Genomic DNA, 15,844 nt, shown 5'->3' with positions numbered 1-15,844 from the left:
CCGGTCAGGGCGACTCGTCGAGAACCTGGGCGACCTGCTCGACGAAGTAGTCGGTGTCGGCTCCGAGCGGGGACAGCAAGGCGCGGACGACCGGCTCCCAGTCGTCGCCCATGTGCGTCGCGTATCGGGCGGTCGCCGCCATCAGGGTGAGCGTCCACGCGATGGCCTGGTCGTCGGCTTCGAAGACGCCGGAGGTGAGGGCCTGGTCCCGGGCTTTCGAGGCCATCCCCGAGATCAGGATGCTCTGCAGGGCGCCGGCCTCGACGTTCGGCACCAGGAAGTACGGGAAGTGCGGGATCTTCGCATAGAGTTCCCGGAACCAGTCGACGATCCCGGGGACCGCGTAGATCAGCTCCGCCTGGTCCTCCAGGGACGGGAAGACGATCGCCAGCCGGCCCTGCATCTCGCGTACCTCGGCTGGTTTCTGGTCGTATCCGAACAGCTTCGGGAACGAGCCCAGGGAACCGTGCGCCACCCATTCCGCGGGCACCTGCATCTGGTGCAGCGGGGTGCTCATGCCGCACCCGCCAGCAGTTCGTCCTCGGAGGTGTCCCGCTGGGTGTGCCCGTCGGTCACCCGCAGCCGCAGCTCCGTGCCGGCCGGCTCGTCCTCCGGCGGCAGGCGCAGCTCGCCGTTGATCTCCGCGATGTCGCCGGCGTGCGCATGCCGTTTCCTCAGCACGTCGACGACGCTCCGGACCAGCAGCGGCCCGGCCAGGCTGACGATCAGCGCGACGGTGACCGGCTCCCGCAACTCCCCCGCGTCCTGCGCCGGGACCGCCTCGAGGGCCACCTCGTCGGCGCAGTTCTCGTGGATCTGCCGGCGCAGCCACTCCAGCGTCGCCGGGTTCCCTTCGATGATGAGGTCCATCAGACTCTCCGATCGTCGGTCCCGGCCGGTACCGGGACGAGGTGGGTGCCGTCGGCGGCCACGTCGTGCTTGGTGGTGTGCCGCAGGAACGGCCGGAACCGGCAGTCCTCGAAGTCGGCGGGGAACGGGAACCAGCCGTGGCAGAGCCCGGTCCGGTGCACCCGGCAGGCGGTGTGCGGGCAGCGCGGGTGCGGGCCGCGGGCGCCGGCCGCGACCGCCTTCCAGACCGACCGGGTCCGGTAGATTTCCGGGGTCCAGTCCAGATAGCTGGCGCCCGGCACGTCGATCGGGCTCGACCCGCGCAGTTCCGGGGAGAGCGCCAGCACCGTCGATCCGACCGGGAAGTCCGCGCCCACCAACTCCACCACCAGCAGCGGCGGCATCAGCCTCAGCGCGGCCGGGGTCGGGTTCCCGCCGCGCGGCAGGAACCGCCACGGCTCGGTCAGGAACTCGCTGACGACGCCGTCCTCGATCTCCATCCCGGTCAGCACCGAGGCCGGCAGCTGGCGGCCGCGGCGCCGCAGCACCGCGAGCGCGTCCGGCGGCAACACGCCTTCGACGTCCGCGACCTCCGGGTGGTCCATGCTCACCGCGTCGGCGGCCAGCAGCCCGAACTCCGCCACCAACTGGTCTTGCAGGATCGATTCCAGCGTCGGCAGGGTGTCCCAGCCGGTCAGATCATCCGGACCGTATTTCAGTACGACGGCGAGGCACGTGAAGAACGCCCGGAGCGGCCGCGTCGTCCGGAACGCCAGCCGGACGAAGACGGGCAGCGCGCGGTAGGCGGGCTCGGTCCCCAGGTGCCGGGCGCACAGCAGGAACAGCCGCTCGTACCGGGGTCGTTCGCGTGACCAGCGCCGATAGGACCGGCCGTTGCCGCGCGCACCGATCTCGGCGCGGTACTGGAAGATCTGCGCATCCTCCTCGAGCAGATCCAGTTCGGTCACCACGCCGCGCGCGATCAGGCCCGGGTCGACCGGCTCGATCGCCACGCCGTCCTCGGTGATCTCCACCCGCACCGGCAGCTGGCTGAGCACGCTCGAGGTCGACCACTGCTCGTCCAGCCGGAACGGCAACGGGATCGGGTACTCACCGGGCGCGGCCTCCAGCGCCACGCTGATCCCGATCATGACGCGGCCGTGGCGGGCGGCGCGCAGGAACAGGTACGGGTAGCTGGCCACCTGCAACACGTGCGCCCACTCGTGCGCGAGCAGGCTGCGGTACGGCTCCCAGGCCAGCAGCAGGACGCCGTTCTTGTAGTGCGGCGACGCCGGGTCCGCTGCCGCGGCGGCCAGCAGGTCGGCGGTCAGCGGATCGGCGCCGCCGAGCCGCAGGAAGATCGCACCCGAGACGAGGTCGGCGTGCGACAGGGACGGCTGCACGGCATTCCTCCTTCCGGTCGGCCGGACTCAACCGCGGCGGGCCCCGCCCTCGACCAGCATGCCGCCGGCGCCGGTGACGATCTGGACGACCACCGCCCAGCGGATCGCCTCCCGCCAGCCCGCGGTGTCGATCCAGGCCCCGCCCAGGATCTGCAGGGACACGATGATCACGAAGACGCCCGGCAGCAGCACCGCCGTGTAGCAGAGGTAGTACGCCCACCGGCCGATCCGCATGCTCTCCAGCTCGTGCAGCAGGTAGAGGCTGCCGAGAATGAAGAAGACCACCACCGTGGTGGCGACCGCGTAGAAGTCCTCGTGCATCCCCTCCAGTCACCACCCGCGAGCCGGACCCCGTCAAGGCCGCCGGCCCGCCCGGACGGCAACCTGACAGCGCCCGGTGCTCCGGCGGCTGGCGGTGCTCTCGGCATCGCCGCCGGGCGCCGCTCGCCCGGGTCGGCTCCTATCCGGGCGGCACCGTGGCTATGGATACGTCTGGCGCCGGCGGGCCGAGGGTTTCCGGGCCGTCTCGTGACGGGTCCGCTGAGGACTCACAGATCGCGAGTGGCCAGGAGGTCCGCCAACGGTACGCCGGAGCGCGCGGCCAGCCGGCGGCGACGGCGCACCTGCGCGCTGGTCCGCGGCCGGAACTTCGGCTCGCGCCCGCAGCCGCACATCTCGAAACCGTCGTAGCGCAGCCCCTCGGCCAGCACCGCGGCCACCGCGCGCCAGCCGGAGGTGTCCCGGCGGCGGGGAGCGGCGAAGTCGTGGCCGGCGAGCACCATCGGCACCCGGCACTGCGGGCACGGGTGCGGCAGGTCGTCCCACGGCTGCTTGCTGCTGCGCCGGCACGCCACGCACACGTAGTGCACGCGGTAGAAGGTCTGCGAGTACCGGCACATGCGGGCAGCCTAACCGGTCAGGGCTTGGCCTTCTGCGGATAAATCGTCTCGTGACGGGCCAGCATCGCGACGAACTCGGCGATCTTCCGCTCCCGGGTCTCGGCCCGCTTGACCGAGTTGACCCGGTGGATCAGCGCGTACCGGTTGGTCTTGGTGAGCACGTCGAACATCGCCTGGGCGGCCGGGACCGCCGCGATCGCGGCGAGCAGGTCGGCCGGGACCTCGGCCTGCGACACCGGGGCGTACGCCGCGGCCCAGCGCCCGTCCGCTTTCGCCGCCTCCACCGCGGCGCGGCCGGCCGGCTGCATCCGGCCCTGCTCCTCCAGCCGGGCCACATTCTCCACATTGCGCTGCGACCAGATGCTGCGCGGCCGGCGCGGCGTGAACCGGATCCACGACGACTCCTCGTCCCGCCGCCGCGCCTGCCCGTCGATCCAACCGAAGCAGAGCGCCTCGTCGACCGCCTGCTGCCAAGTCAGCTTGGTGACGGTGCCGCCCTTCTTGGTCAGCGCCAGCCACACCCCCGGCGATGAGGCGTGATGCTCCAGCAACCACGCGCGCAGCGCTTCGGCGTCGGCGACGATCAGCTCCTCGATGGCCATGGAACGCAGGTTAGCCGCTCGCGGTCTCGCCGATCACCCGGTCGAGCAGGGCGGCCGTGGAAGGCACGGTCAGCCGCTCGCGGTCTCGCCGATCACCCGGTCGAGCAGGGCGGCCAGGGCCGGCTCGCTGACGACGGCGGGCTCCTCGGCGTACTGGGAAATCGCCTGCCGCACCACAGTCAGTGCCGGATCCCGCCGCAGTGCCCACGCCGCAGCCCGCGGTTTCGAACAGTGCACCCGCTCCACGGCGAACCGCCAGATGCGGCAGGTGGTGAGCACCATGAACGCGGCGTGCGCGGTGTCGTCGGTCAGCGAGCGCCAGACGGTGAGCCAGTGCCGGCCGCGGTCGATCACCCACTCGGCCGGGATCGGCGCGATCACCTCGGCGGGTGACGCGCCGGTCAGCGCGCGCCCGCCGGCCCGGGCCATGGACAGCTCGGTGGCCAGGTCGGGATCGGCCGGCACCCGGCGCTCCACCTCCATCGCGGTCGATGACCGGCCCAGGTAGAGCTCCAGCGCGGGCGCCCGGGAAGCCGTGCCGGCCGCGTCGGCGGTGATCACGTGCAGGTCGATGCCGGCCGCCGCGCCCGGATCGGCCTGCCGCACGAGCCGCTGCAGAGCCGCCGCCTGCGCGTCGGTCAGCCCGCCGTCCACGACGACCAGCAGGTCGAGGTCGCTGCGCCCCGGCCGGAAATCGCCGGCCGCCAGCGAGCCGTGCAGGATCACCGACCGCGCCGCGCCGCCGATGACGCCGGCGACCTCGGCAGCGATCCGGTCAGCGGCGGCCAGGCTTGCCATCGGTCAGTTCTATCAGGACGGGGCCGTCACCCGGTCCCGGAGGGGCACCGCGGCGCCGCCGGCCGTGCCAGGATCGGTTGATGACAGGTGCGGATCCCGGTCCGGTGTTGTCCGAGCACCGCGGCGTGGTCGCCGCCCCGATCGGCCGGGTGCGGGAGCTGGTGCTCGCGGTCAGCGCCGGCGAGTTCAGCGGCGCCGAGGTGCCGCTGGTCCTGGGCGATCAGGGCGACCGCCGGGTGACGGTCACCGGCGGACCACAGGTGCTCCGGGCGAGCGTCGCCAGCGCCCGGGTCACCATCGAGGTCGACCGCGAGGCCGGCTGGGTGCAGGCCCGAGGCGAGTGGTGGTGGTGCGGCCGCTTCCAGTTGGCGGAGGGCGCCGACGGCCACACGGTGATCCACCAGCGAACGTTCAACCTGGCCACCGGCCCGGCCGGCAGACTGGTGCCGTTCACCGTCGGCCGCACCCACCGCCAGTCCGGCAAGCAGTCCTTGCGCCGCCTGCTCGACGACCTCGGCACCCGCCTCAACTGCCAGACCCGGATGCTGCCGCCTACCGCAGATCGCTGACGAGCCGCACCCGCAGGCGTGAGGCGACTGCCAGGTACTGCAACGTCGTGCTGGCCGGCGATGTCCCCCACCTGGAGGTATCCCTCGGCGAAGCGAAACCGGACCGCCACGAGCCAAGCCGGATCGTCGGAGCACACCAGGTGCGTGGCCTCAGCCAGCTGGGTCAACACGGAGGGGATCACCCGGTGATCTTCGCATTCCCGGCTGCGCCGATAGGTATACCTAGGCTCGCCGGGTGCCCGCCTAAAGCGTCCTGAGCTGCGAAGATAGGTGCAGGCTACCCATGTGCCGAGCCCTTCGGCGATCGATGATTGACGCATCGGACGACGAAGGAGACAGGCCATGTTGATCCACCCGGACATGATGCTCACCCTGGCGAACGAGCGCCGCAACCAGCTGATCGCCGAAGCCGACCAGGAGCGGCTGCTCACCGCCGCCGGCCTGCGCCGCCTGGCCCGCAAGGCGCGCACAAGCTCCGCGGTGCGCGGCCACCCGACGGTCAGGCCGGCCTGACCTCACGTGCTCGCTCCTACGCAGATCTGCGTAGGAGCGAGCACGCTGTCGTGCTGACGCCGGATCCCGCCGCGGCACCGATGATCGGGGCATGCGAAACGGGAGGCCGGTGGCCTGGCTGCTGTTCGGGGTGGCGATCGTTGTCGGGCTGGTGCTGACGTATCCGTACCTGAGCCTGGACCTGGCGGACAGCCGCCTGGACGTGCGCGGCGGCCCGCACTACGCGGTGCTGGTCGCGCACATCTTCACCGCGGCGGTGGCGCTCGTGCTCGGGCCGCTCCAGTTCGTCCCGCGGATCCGGGCGCGCCGCCGGGTCCACCGCGCGCTCGGCCGGGTCTACCTGCTCGCCGGGGTGCTGCCCTCGGCTGTCGCCGGCATCCCGGTCGCGCTCTGGTCCGGGCGCCCGGTCACCCAGGTCGGCCTGACCACCGCGGCGGTGCTGTGGCTGGTCACCGGCGTCCTCGCCTTCCGGGCCGCGCGCCGGCGGGACTTCGCCACCCACCGCGCCTGGATGATGCGCAACTACGCGCTGACCTTCCTCGCCGTCACCTCCCGCGTCCTGGTCCCGCTCCTGCTGCTGGCCCAGATCCCGTTCGGCGGTGCCGAGCCGGGCGCGATCGCCGAGCGCGCGCCCGCGATGATCCCGGTCGGTCAGACGCTGGGCTGGATCCTCAACCTGCTCGTCGTCGAATGGCTGCTCAGACGGCGACCGCGGCGACCGCGGCATACGGCCGGTCGGTCCCCTCGGCCCGCCGATGCTCCCGCTCCACCTCGGTGAACCCGGCCCCGGCCAGCCGCCGGGCGAACTCGTCGGCCGGCCACCGGTACGCGGTCACCACCTTGTGATCGAACGTCTCCACCCGGTCCCCGGCGAAGAACCCGACGACCAGCGTGCCGCCCGGCGCCAGCACCCGCCGGATCTCGGCGAGCGCCCCGTCCAGCTCGGCCGGCGCCATGTGGATCGTGGAGAACCACGCCAGCACCCCGGCGACCGAGCCGGTCGCGGCGTCGAGGCCGGTCATCGACCCGAGCCGGTACCGCCCGTCCGGATCCGCCGACCGGGCGTGCGCGAGGAACTCGGGCACCATGTCGATCCCGGTCGCGTCGACTCCCAGCGACCGCAGGTAGCCGGTGATGTGCCCCGGCCCGCAGCCCAGGTCGAGCACCTCCCCGGCCGCTCCCGACAGATGCCGCCCGATGAACGCCAGGTCGTCGGCGTGCACCTTGTCCCGGGCCCCGAGCAGCTCGATGTAGAGCCCGGCCATCCCGGCATACGCGTCCCGCACTGTCTCCGCACTCACCCGCGCGACTATAGGAGACCGGAGCGGTAGGCGAAGACCACCAACTGGGCGCGGTCCCGGGCGCCGAGCTTGGTGGCCGCCCGGCCGACGTGGGTGCGCGCCGTCGCCACGCTGATCCCGAGCCGCTCGGCGATCTCCTGGTTGGACAGGCCCTCGGCGGCCAGCACCATGGTCTCCCGCTCCCGGTCGGTCAGCGTGGGCAGCAGCGGATGCGGGGTGGTGGCCCGCGGCGACAGGGTGACGAACTCGCTGACCAGGGTCCGGGTGACCGACGGCGACATCAGCGCCCCGCCGTCGGCGACGGTGCGGACGGCGTGCAGCAGGTCGGCCGGGCTGGCGTCCTTGAGCAGGAAGCCGCTCGCCCCGTGACGCAGGGCGTCGAACACGTACTGGTCGTGCTCGAACGTGGTGAGCACGATGATCCGGGTGCCGGTCAGCGCCGGGTCGGCGGTGATCCGGCGGGTCGCCTCCAGCCCGTCGATGCCCGGCATCCGCACGTCCATCAGCACGATGTCCGGCCGGGTGCGCGCGGTCTCGGCGACCGCGGCCAGCCCGTCGGCGGCCTCACCGACGCAGGTCAGGTCGTCCTCGGTGTCGATGAGCGTGCGCAGCCCGAACCGGATCAGATCCTGGTCGTCCGCGAGCAGCACGGTGATCATGGCGGGTCTCCGATCGGCAGCCGGGCGCGGACCTCGAAATTCTCGCCGACCGGGCCGGCGGTGAGCGCGCCGCCGAGCGCCTGCACCCGGGCCCGCATCCCGGCGATGCCCGAGCCCGCACCGCTCGCCATCGTGCCGATCACCATTGCCCCGAGGCTGAAACCGTCGCCGGTCCGCATCGCTGCGGAGTCGGAGCCGTCGCCGGTCCGCATCGCTGCGGAGCCGGAGCCGTCGCCGGTCCGCACCGCTGCGGAGCCGGAGCCGGAGCCGGAGCCGTCGCCGACCGGCCCGGTCCGCGGGTTGGTCACGGTGATGCTCAAGGCGTCAGCCGAGTAGGTCACCGTGACGTCGGCCCGGGCACAGCCCCCGTGACGCAGCACGTTGGTCAGCGACTCCTGCACCACCCGGTACGCCGCCAGGTCGACGGCCGGCGGCACGGGCGACCCGGTCGTACCGGACATGGTGAGGCGGACCGCGACGCCCGCATCGGCCATCCGCCGGGTCAGCTGGTCCATCCCCTCCCGGAGGCGCGGCGGGGCCCGGAGCACGGCGAGCGCGCCGCGCAGCTCGTCGAGGGCCTGCCGGCTGGTGTCCCGGATCGCGGTCAGCGCCCCCTGCGCGTGGTCCGGCTTGCGAGCCATCACGTGCAGAGCGACGTCGGCCTGCAAAGTGATCGCGGCCAGCCCGTGCCCGACGATGTCGTGCACCTCCTGCGCGACCCGCAGCCGCTCCTCGTCGACGTGCCGCCGGATCGTCTCGGCCCGGTCCCGCTGCGCGGCGTCGTGCCGCAGCCGCAGGCCGTAGCCGAGCGTGGCCGGCACCACCACCCAGGCGGCGACCGGGCCGATCCCGAGCCAGCCCAGCGGCCGGTCCGAGGTGACCAGATGGACCAGCAGCAGCCCGAGCGCCCCGCCGGCGCACCACAGCGCGGCCCGCAACGGACCGTGCCGGACCGCACTGTGGACGGCGACCATGAAGATGATCAGGATCGGACCATAGGCGAACCCGGTCGCCAGGAACGCCGCCGTGCACAGCGACACCACGGCGAGAGCGAGCACCGGCCGGCGGCGGCGCAGCGTCAGGCCCAGCGCGGCGGCCACGAGCAGTGCCCAGCCGAGCCAGTCGATCGGCGCCGAGCCCCGCGACATCCGGTCGGCGACGGCGGTGGCCACGACCGCCGGCACGCCGAGCAGACCGGCGAGGACCAGGTCCCCCACCAGGTGCCGATCTCGCATCCAGCCGCTCATGGCCCCGATTGTGGCAGGACCTCGTACCCCTAAATTGACCTCAGTCCGCGATTGGCGAAGGCATTTCCGGCCTCCGGGAATGCCTCGACGATCCGGTCGATCAGCGCGGCCGCCGCACCCTCCGGCGAGGTGACGGCCGGGTAGTGGCGCCAGCCGTCGAGCAGGACCGGGTCCAGCACGGCCGCGCCCACCCCGGCGCGGATCTCCCAGAAGGCCGACGCCCACACCCATCCGGCCTGCTGCGGGGTGTGCCGGTCACCGTCGACCGAATCAGCCCGGACCACCAGGCTGAGATCGCGGAGGCAGCGCTGTGCCCCGGCCGCTGCCCGGCCGAAGCACGGGTCATCCTGGAAGCTGCACGGCAAGTAGTCGGCCAGGGCCGAGTGGATCGACGCCGCGTCCGTGATCCCGCCGCTCGTCCAGTTCCCGGCCGCGCCGGGCGCGAGGTCGTCCAGGATGTGGTGGCTGTACTCACGCAGCAGCACGCTGGGGTCGTCGGCGAGCGAGCGCCCCACGACGATCAGGTTGCGGGCGCCGTAGTAGAACGCGTTCGTGTCGCTGTAGACACTGCTGATCGCCGCGTCGTCCAGCGGCCCGATGTGGATCCGCGGCAGCGGCGCCTCGCTGCGATACCCGAGCCCGGCCAGATACTCCTGGAACGCCTCCAGCACCCCACGCAGCCGGGTCGCCCGCTCCGGTGCCGCGTCACCGGTGAAGACGAACTGCTCCACCCGGTCGATCCGCTGGCTCAGGTCCCGCACCTGCTGCTGCTTCTCGGTCAGCTCGCGCTCCACGGTGCGCTTGAACTCCCGATACTCCAGCTTCCACCCGCCCGGCAGCTCCACACTGGCGAAGATCCGCCCGAGCCACGGGACGACGGCGACCACGAGCAGCGCCAGCGTCACCGCGTCGATCCGCAGGCCGGGCCAGATCAGATGGACGATCGCCAGCCCCACGCTGAGCGCCGAGATGACCACGCCGAAGACCACGACGTCCCGGGGCGTGCCACCCGGAGGGTCACCATCCGCCATGCCGGCCTCCTCGAAGCCGCCAGCAGTCTACCGCGCCCATCCCTTGACGACACAATAAAGAAGTATGTACTAAAGTAGTGCTTCACTATGGACGAGGAACTGTTGTTCGACGCCCGAAGCCGCGCCACGCTGGCCCGTTTCACCGGTGGCGAGGACACCGCGGAGCTGGAGGCCGCCGCCGCCCTGCGCGCCGCCGCCCGCGGCCTGGAGAGACTGCAATCACGCGCCACCGGCCACTGCGGGCTCAGTCCCGGCGCCCTGGACGTCCTGATCAGCCTGAACGCGAGCCCGGACGGCCGCAGCGTCAAGGAATTGGCCCAGGCCGCCGGGGTGACCAGCCGGAACGTGACCGGTCTGGTGGACACGCTGGAACGGGCCGGGCTCGCCGCGCGGGCCCCCGACCCGCGTGACCGGCGATCCGTCCGGGTCCGGCTCACGCCCGCCGGGCTGACCTGGCTCGACGAGTTCCGCCAGCCCACCCGGGCCGCGATGGCCGCCTGCTTCCGCGGATTCACCGCCGCCGAGACGACGCTGCTGCGGCACCTGTGCCTGCGCCTCGTGGCGAACCAGCGCCACCTGATCCACTATCTGGAGGATCACCCCTGATGACCAGCACCGCGGACACCGTCCAGGTCTACCACCAAGCCAGGTTCGCCGGCGACATCCCGGCCGCGGCGGCCCAGCTCGCCGACACGTTCACCTTCCGGAGCCCGCTGATCAGCTCCGCCGACCGGACCGGCCATCTGGCCGGACTCCCGATGTTCTTGCAGGTCGTGACGGGTGTCGACCTGATCAGCGAACTGTACGGCGATGCCGAGGCCACCCTGGTCTACGACGTGCACACCGCACTCCCCGTCGGCACCCAGCGCACCGCCGAGCACTTCCGCCTCGAGGACGGCCGGATCACCGCGATCACCCTGATCTTCGACGCGACCCGCTGGCACGCCGTCATGGGCGCCGCGAGCCCGTCCGCGCCCGGCTCCTGAGCACGCCAGCGTCCCTCATAGATCAGATTCTTCATTGACGCAGGTCCGCTCGGGTGCGGATCGCATGCTCCCGCGCGGGCCGGGCCCGGCGATCTGGCCGCTGGCGCGTCCAGAACGATCGCCGTGCCCTTCATTGTCCGCGGGTGGTCACCGCAACCCACACCCGCCGGCCGCCGCGGGCTGACGCGCGCCCGGGCCGGCGGCACACACCGTGCTCAGCCGGAGACCGGCTCCGGCTCGGTGGCCGTCGCCGGGCGCACCTCGGCGACCGCGACCGAGTGCACCGCCGGGTCGGCGCCGAACCGGACCCGGTAGCCACCGGGCGGCCCGGCCGGCTCCCAGCACACCCCGACCACCGTCCCGAGCCGCTCCCCGACCAGCACCGGCGCACCCGGCGGCAGCGCGGCGTCATAGGCCTCGGCCAGCAGCGCGTCCAGGATGTTCCGGGCGCCGCCGACCGCTCCGCGCAGGCTGGTCGACCGCAGCTCCCGGCCGAGGACCCGGGCGGCGTCCCGGACCCGCGGCTCGGTCAGGCCCTCACCGGCGGCCAGCGCGGCGTCGACCCGGGGCCACAGCTGCCAGCCCTGGTCGAGCAGCTGCCGGGCGGCCCGGTCCAGGTCGCGGCAGGCGATGTCGACGGCGGTCTCCTCACCCAGCTCGGCGGCCCAGGTCAGCTCGTCGGGCGACGGCAGCAGATGCGGCGACTCGTGCTCGAGCACCGCGTACAGCATCGCGATCAGCGTCTCGCGGCCCTCACCGTGGTAGAGCGGGCCGGCCCCGGCGAGGTCGCGCAGCGGCGGGAACCGCCGCGCCAGGTGGGCGGCCCGGCCCAGCGGGAGCTCGGCCGCGGTCCGGGTGTCCCGCACCCGGGAGTGAAAGGTGCGTTGTTCGCGCGCAGCGAACAGCCAGGCGCGGTGCTCGTCGGCCGGCAGCCCGGCGGGCCCGGACTCGGCGGCCTCCGCGGCCTGAGCCGCGAGCAGACGGGCCGCCACCGAGTAGGCCACGCCCAGCTCGGCGGCCAGCGCCCGGACCGCCCGCTTGCGTGCCCGGTCCGGTACGGATCGCCTGTTCCGTGTCTCGTTCATGCCGCCACCTCCGCTGCGCACCGGCGTCGCTTGGTGCGCCTCCCCCGCTCATCGTAGGCCGGATCGTTGTAGGCTCGTGGTGCAGCCGCGCCTGCACGAGCGTCGCGGGGTTCCCCACGCGGACCCCGCATCGACGCCAAGAGGCCCCGACTCAGCGCATGTGACACCAGCCGGTTCCGCACGTCTGCGTGCGTCTCATCGGGTGGGGTGCGTGGGGCTCTGCCACGAGGACGTGAGCGACGTGTTCGAACGGTTCACCGACCGCGCCCGGCGGGTGGTCGTCCTGGCCCAGGAAGAGGCCCGGATGCTCAACCACAACTACATCGGCACCGAGCATCTGCTGCTCGGGCTGATCCACGAGGGCGAGGGTGTCGCCGCCAAGGCTCTGGAGAGCCTGGGCATCTCCCTGCAGGGCGTCCGGCAGCAGGTCGAGGAGATCATCGGCCAGGGCCAGCAGTCGCCCAGCGGGCACATCCCGTTCACCCCGCGGGCGAAGAAGGTGCTGGAGCTCTCCCTGCGGGAGGCGCTGCAGCTGGGGCACAACTACATCGGCACCGAGCACATCCTGCTCGGCCTGATCCGGGAGGGCGAGGGCGTCGCCGCCCAGGTCCTGGTCAAGCTCGGCGCCGACACCGGCCGGGTCCGCCAGCAGGTGATCCAGCTGGTCGCCGGGCACACCGAGACGCCGGCCGCGTCCACCTCCAGCGAGGCGGGCACCCCGTCGAACTCGGCGCTGCTCGACCAGTTCGGCCGCAACCTCACCCAGGACGCCCGGGAGGGCAAGCTCGACCCGGTGATCGGCCGGGAGAAGGAGATCGAGCAGGTCATCCAGGGTCTGTCCCGCCGCCGGAAGAACAACCCGGTGCTGATCGGCGAGCCCGGCGTCGGCAAGACCGCCGCGGTCGAGGGCCTGGCCCAGTCCATCGTCAAGGGCGAGGTCCCGGAGAACCTGCAGGACAAGCAGCTCTACACCATGGACATGGGCTCGATGGTGGCCGGCTCGCGGTACCGCGGTGACTTCGAGGAGCGCCTGAAGAAGGTGCTCAAGGAGATCCGCACCCGCGGCGACATCATCCTGTTCATCGACGAGATCCACACCCTGGTCGGCGCGGGCGCCGCCGAGGGCGCGATCGACGCCGCCTCGATCCTCAAGCCGATGCTGGCCCGCGGCGAGCTGCAGATGATCGGCGCGACCACCCTCGACGAGTACCGCAAGTTCGTCGAGAAGGACAAGGCGCTGGAGCGGCGGCTGCTGCCGATCCAGGTCGGTGAGCCGTCGCTGGCGCACTCGATCGAGATCCTCAAGGGGCTCCGGGACGCCTACGAGGCGCACCACCGGGTCACCTACACCGACGCCGCCCTGGTGGCCGCCGCGACGCTGGCCGACCGGTACATCTCCGACCGGTTCCTGCCGGACAAGGCGATCGACCTGATCGACGAGGCCGGCGCCCGGATGCGCATCCGCCGGATGAGCACCCCGCCGGACCTGCGCGACCTGGACGAGAAGATCGCCCAGGTCCGCCGGGACAAGGAGTCGGTGATCGACTCGCAGGACTTCGAGCGCGCCGCCCAGCTGCGCGACGACGAGAAGAAGCTGCTCGACCAGCGCTCCGCCCGGGAGAAGGAGTGGAAGGCCGGCGACCTCGACGTGGTCTCGGAGATCGACGACGAGCAGATCGCCGAGGTGCTCGGCCTGTGGACCGGCATCCCGGTCTACAAGCTGACCGAGGAGGAGACGACGCGGCTGCTGCGCATGGAGGACGAGCTGCACAAGCGCGTCATCGGCCAGGAGGACGCGGTCAAGGCGGTCTCCAAGGCGATCCGGCGGACCCGGGCGGGTCTGAAGGACCCGAAGCGGCCGTCCGGCTCGTTCATCTTCGCCGGCCCGTCCGGTGTCGGTAAGACCGAGCTGTCCAAGGCCCTCGCCGAGTTCCTGTTCGGCTCCGAGGACGCGCTGATCCAGCTGGACATGTCCGAGTTCCACGACCGCTACACGGTGTCGCGGCTGGTCGGTGCCCCTCCCGGCTACGTCGGCTACGACGAGGGCGGCCAGCTCACCGAGAAGGTGCGGCGCAAGCCGTTCAGCGTGGTCCTCTTCGACGAGATCGAGAAGGCCCACCCGGACGTGTTCAACACGCTGCTGCAGATCCTGGAGGACGGCCGGCTGACCGACGGCCAGGGCCGCATCGTGGACTTCAAGAACACGGTGATCATCCTGACCACCAACCTGGGCACCCGGGACGTGGCCAAGGCGGTCTCGCTGGGCTTCCAGGCCTCGGAGGACACCGAGAGCAACTACGACCGGATGAAGGTCAAGGTCAACGACGAGCTGAAGCAGCACTTCCGCCCGGAGTTCCTCAACCGCATCGACGACACGATCGTCTTCCACCAGCTGCGCGAGCAGGAGATCCTGCAGATCGTCGACATCTTCACCGCGCGCATCGAGTCCCAGCTGAAGAACAAGGACATGGGCCTCGAACTGACCGACAACGCCAAGAAGTACCTGGCGAAGAAGGGCTTCGACCCGGTCCTGGGCGCCCGGCCGCTGCGCCGCACCATCCAGCGCGACCTGGAGGACACCCTGTCCGAGCAGATCCTCTTCAACGAGCTGCGCCCCGGCCAGACCGTGGTCGTGGACTGCGAGGGCGACCCGGCCAACGTGGAGAAGTCCAAGCTGGTCTTCCGCGCCGCCGAGACCCCGGGCGCCGTCCCGGAGGAGGTCTCCGCCACCTCCTGACCCGCCCCGACCCGTTCCCGCGCCGCCTCCGCCAGCCGGAGGCGGCGCGGTTCGTTCCCGAGGCCGAGACCGCGGCGGCCCGGCCGGCGCTCAGGTGGTCTTTTCCAGTGCGTACCTCGCGGCTTCGGCGACGAGGGTGTTGTCGGCCTCGGCGTTGCGGCCGGTACGGCTCGACATGATGGAGACGAGGACGGGGTCGGCGGACGGCGCGGGCCACACGAGGCCGATATCGTTCGCGATGCCGTAGAACCTGCCGGTGCCGGTCTTGTCGGCCACGGTCCAGCCGCGCGGCACGACGGACCGGATCCGTTTCTTGCTGTTGCTGGTCCGGTCGGCGCGTTCCATCAGGTCACGAAGGTAGGCGCGGGCATCGCCGGCAAGCGCGTCCCCCACGACGATCTTCTGATAGTCGGTGCCGATGGCCCGTGCCGAAGTCGTGTCCCGCTGGTCGCCTGGTCTCCAGTCCCGGTGGAGGCCCGGTTCGGTCCGCACGGACTGCGTCACCGTGTCGCCGAGCGTCCGCAGATAGGCCGTCAGCTGCGCCGGGCCGCCGATCTGGCGCAGCAGGAGGTTGCCCGCGGTGCCGTCGCTGAAGCGGATCGCCGCGTCGCACAGCTCGCCGAGCGTCATCCCGGTGTCCACCCGCTCCTGGGTCTTGACCGCGTTCTGCAGGTTCGGCTCCACATCGGCCCAGGTGAACCGGATGCGCTGAGCCAGCCCGGACAGCGAGGTGCGGTGCAGGACGGCGGCGGCTGCCAGACCCTTGAACGCCGAGCAGAACGGGAACCTGTCGTCCGCCCGGTGCTCGACCGTGACACCGCTGCCGAGCGCCATCGCGAACACTCCCAGCCGCGCGCCGTACGTCCGCTCCAGTTCGAGGAGCCGCTCGTGACGTTGCGCCGGGCGCGACGCGACGATCGAGGGTGATGCGGGCGGCGGGGGCGGGCTCGGCCGCAGGTCCGGCCCCGCCGTCTTCTCGTCCTGCCTGGTGCACCCGGCCATCAGAAGTACCGCGGCACCGATCGCGGCCCTCCGGGTGATCATCGGCCGCGGCCTTCCGCACCCGCAGCCACCGACCGGAACAGTACATCGAAGATCATGCCGGGGAACCTACCGAACCGATTCGAACAACTGACGCCGATTCCTGTGAGAAAGTCATGAATTG

At 72.0% G+C, this 15,844-nt stretch carries 19 protein-coding genes; 6 read left to right on the top strand and 13 right to left on the bottom strand.

The features are described 5' to 3' along the window. Positions 1-4 precede the first annotated feature (4 nt). The 7 genes from BJY16_RS26590 to BJY16_RS26560 form a co-directional block, all read right to left on the bottom strand. On the bottom strand, positions 5-517 hold the full coding sequence (locus BJY16_RS26590) for a hypothetical protein (RefSeq protein WP_185042292.1): 513 nt from the start codon (positions 515-517) through the stop codon (positions 5-7). Then, positions 514-870: a hypothetical protein gene (locus tag BJY16_RS26585; protein ID WP_185042291.1), complete on the bottom strand. Its 357-nt coding sequence runs from the start codon at positions 868-870 to the stop codon at positions 514-516. The genes BJY16_RS26590 and BJY16_RS26585 overlap by 4 nt, the downstream gene beginning before the upstream one ends. Continuing rightward, positions 870-2,252, bottom strand: coding sequence for a hypothetical protein (locus tag BJY16_RS26580; protein ID WP_185042290.1), 1,383 nt, complete (start codon positions 2,250-2,252; stop codon positions 870-872). Before BJY16_RS26580 ends, BJY16_RS26585 begins: the two co-directional genes overlap by 1 nt. 27 nt (positions 2,253-2,279) lie before the next feature. Then, positions 2,280-2,573, bottom strand: coding sequence for a hypothetical protein (locus tag BJY16_RS26575; protein ID WP_185042289.1), 294 nt, complete (start codon positions 2,571-2,573; stop codon positions 2,280-2,282). 227 nt (positions 2,574-2,800) lie between these two features. Next, positions 2,801-3,151, bottom strand: a complete 351-nt coding sequence (locus tag BJY16_RS26570) for a hypothetical protein (RefSeq protein WP_239177698.1) — start codon at positions 3,149-3,151, stop codon at positions 2,801-2,803. A gap of 17 nt (positions 3,152-3,168) precedes the next feature. Next, a complete protein-coding gene (locus BJY16_RS26565; RefSeq protein WP_185042288.1) occupies positions 3,169-3,753 on the bottom strand; it encodes a YdeI/OmpD-associated family protein in 585 nt (194 codons plus the stop codon). A gap of 69 nt (positions 3,754-3,822) precedes the next feature. After that, entirely contained in the window at positions 3,823-4,551 is a 729-nt protein-coding gene (locus tag BJY16_RS26560; RefSeq protein ID WP_185042287.1) for an aminoglycoside adenylyltransferase domain-containing protein, read from the bottom strand. Positions 4,552-4,631: 80 nt separating this feature from the next. On the opposite strand from BJY16_RS26560, the gene BJY16_RS26555 reads away from it, so the two are divergent. The 3 genes from BJY16_RS26555 (at position 4,632) to BJY16_RS26545 (ending at position 6,411) form a co-directional block, all read left to right on the top strand. Further along, entirely contained in the window at positions 4,632-5,120 is a 489-nt protein-coding gene (locus tag BJY16_RS26555) for a hypothetical protein (RefSeq protein ID WP_185042286.1), read from the top strand. Between the two features lie 342 nt (positions 5,121-5,462). Beyond that, positions 5,463-5,633, top strand: coding sequence for a hypothetical protein (locus tag BJY16_RS26550; RefSeq protein WP_185042285.1), 171 nt, complete (start codon positions 5,463-5,465; stop codon positions 5,631-5,633). Positions 5,634-5,724: 91 nt separating this feature from the next. Continuing rightward, positions 5,725-6,411 (top strand): DUF2306 domain-containing protein, encoded by a 687-nt coding sequence (locus BJY16_RS26545; protein WP_185042284.1) that lies wholly within the window; start codon positions 5,725-5,727, stop codon positions 6,409-6,411. On the opposite strand, the gene BJY16_RS26540 is transcribed toward BJY16_RS26545, so the two are convergent. Genes BJY16_RS26540 through BJY16_RS26525 form a run of 4 tightly spaced genes read right to left on the bottom strand, consistent with a single transcriptional unit; the run spans position 6,332 to position 9,871 of the window. Continuing rightward, complete coding sequence (locus BJY16_RS26540; protein WP_185042283.1) at positions 6,332-6,934, bottom strand: class I SAM-dependent methyltransferase; 603 nt, start codon at positions 6,932-6,934, stop codon at positions 6,332-6,334. The genes BJY16_RS26545 and BJY16_RS26540 overlap by 80 nt on opposite strands. Positions 6,935-6,942: 8 nt before the next feature. Then, positions 6,943-7,593: a response regulator gene (locus BJY16_RS26535; RefSeq protein ID WP_185042282.1), complete on the bottom strand. Its 651-nt coding sequence runs from the start codon at positions 7,591-7,593 to the stop codon at positions 6,943-6,945. Continuing rightward, positions 7,590-8,840, bottom strand: coding sequence for a sensor histidine kinase (locus BJY16_RS26530; protein ID WP_185042281.1), 1,251 nt, complete (start codon positions 8,838-8,840; stop codon positions 7,590-7,592). Before BJY16_RS26530 ends, BJY16_RS26535 begins: the two co-directional genes overlap by 4 nt. A gap of 29 nt (positions 8,841-8,869) precedes the next feature. Then, complete coding sequence (locus BJY16_RS26525; protein ID WP_185042280.1) at positions 8,870-9,871, bottom strand: hypothetical protein; 1,002 nt, start codon at positions 9,869-9,871, stop codon at positions 8,870-8,872. An 87-nt stretch (positions 9,872-9,958) separates the two neighbouring features. Between BJY16_RS26525 and BJY16_RS26520 the strand changes: the two genes are divergently transcribed. Both BJY16_RS26520 and BJY16_RS26515 read left to right on the top strand, forming a co-directional pair. Beyond that, positions 9,959-10,477, top strand: a complete 519-nt coding sequence (locus tag BJY16_RS26520) for a MarR family winged helix-turn-helix transcriptional regulator (RefSeq protein ID WP_185042279.1) — start codon at positions 9,959-9,961, stop codon at positions 10,475-10,477. Next, positions 10,477-10,857: a nuclear transport factor 2-like protein gene (locus tag BJY16_RS26515; protein WP_185042278.1), complete on the top strand. Its 381-nt coding sequence runs from the start codon at positions 10,477-10,479 to the stop codon at positions 10,855-10,857. The genes BJY16_RS26520 and BJY16_RS26515 overlap by 1 nt, the downstream gene beginning before the upstream one ends. 215 nt (positions 10,858-11,072) lie before the next feature. On the opposite strand, the gene BJY16_RS26510 is transcribed toward BJY16_RS26515, so the two are convergent. Next, complete coding sequence (locus tag BJY16_RS26510; protein ID WP_185042277.1) at positions 11,073-11,942, bottom strand: hypothetical protein; 870 nt, start codon at positions 11,940-11,942, stop codon at positions 11,073-11,075. Between the two features lie 241 nt (positions 11,943-12,183). Between BJY16_RS26510 and BJY16_RS26505 the strand changes: the two genes are divergently transcribed. Further along, positions 12,184-14,679, top strand: coding sequence for an ATP-dependent Clp protease ATP-binding subunit (locus BJY16_RS26505; protein ID WP_185046680.1), 2,496 nt, complete (start codon positions 12,184-12,186; stop codon positions 14,677-14,679). 90 nt (positions 14,680-14,769) lie between these two features. Here the strand turns inward: BJY16_RS26505 and bla are convergent, their stop codons facing one another. Beyond that, positions 14,770-15,723, bottom strand: coding sequence for a class A beta-lactamase (gene bla / locus BJY16_RS26500; RefSeq protein WP_185042276.1), 954 nt, complete (start codon positions 15,721-15,723; stop codon positions 14,770-14,772). Positions 15,724-15,844: the final 121 nt, after the last annotated feature.

Origin of the sequence: Actinoplanes octamycinicus, assembly GCF_014205225.1 — a bacterium.
GTDB lineage: Bacteria > Actinomycetota > Actinomycetes > Mycobacteriales > Micromonosporaceae > Actinoplanes > Actinoplanes octamycinicus.
This window is presented reverse-complemented; position numbering and strand designations above follow the sequence as displayed.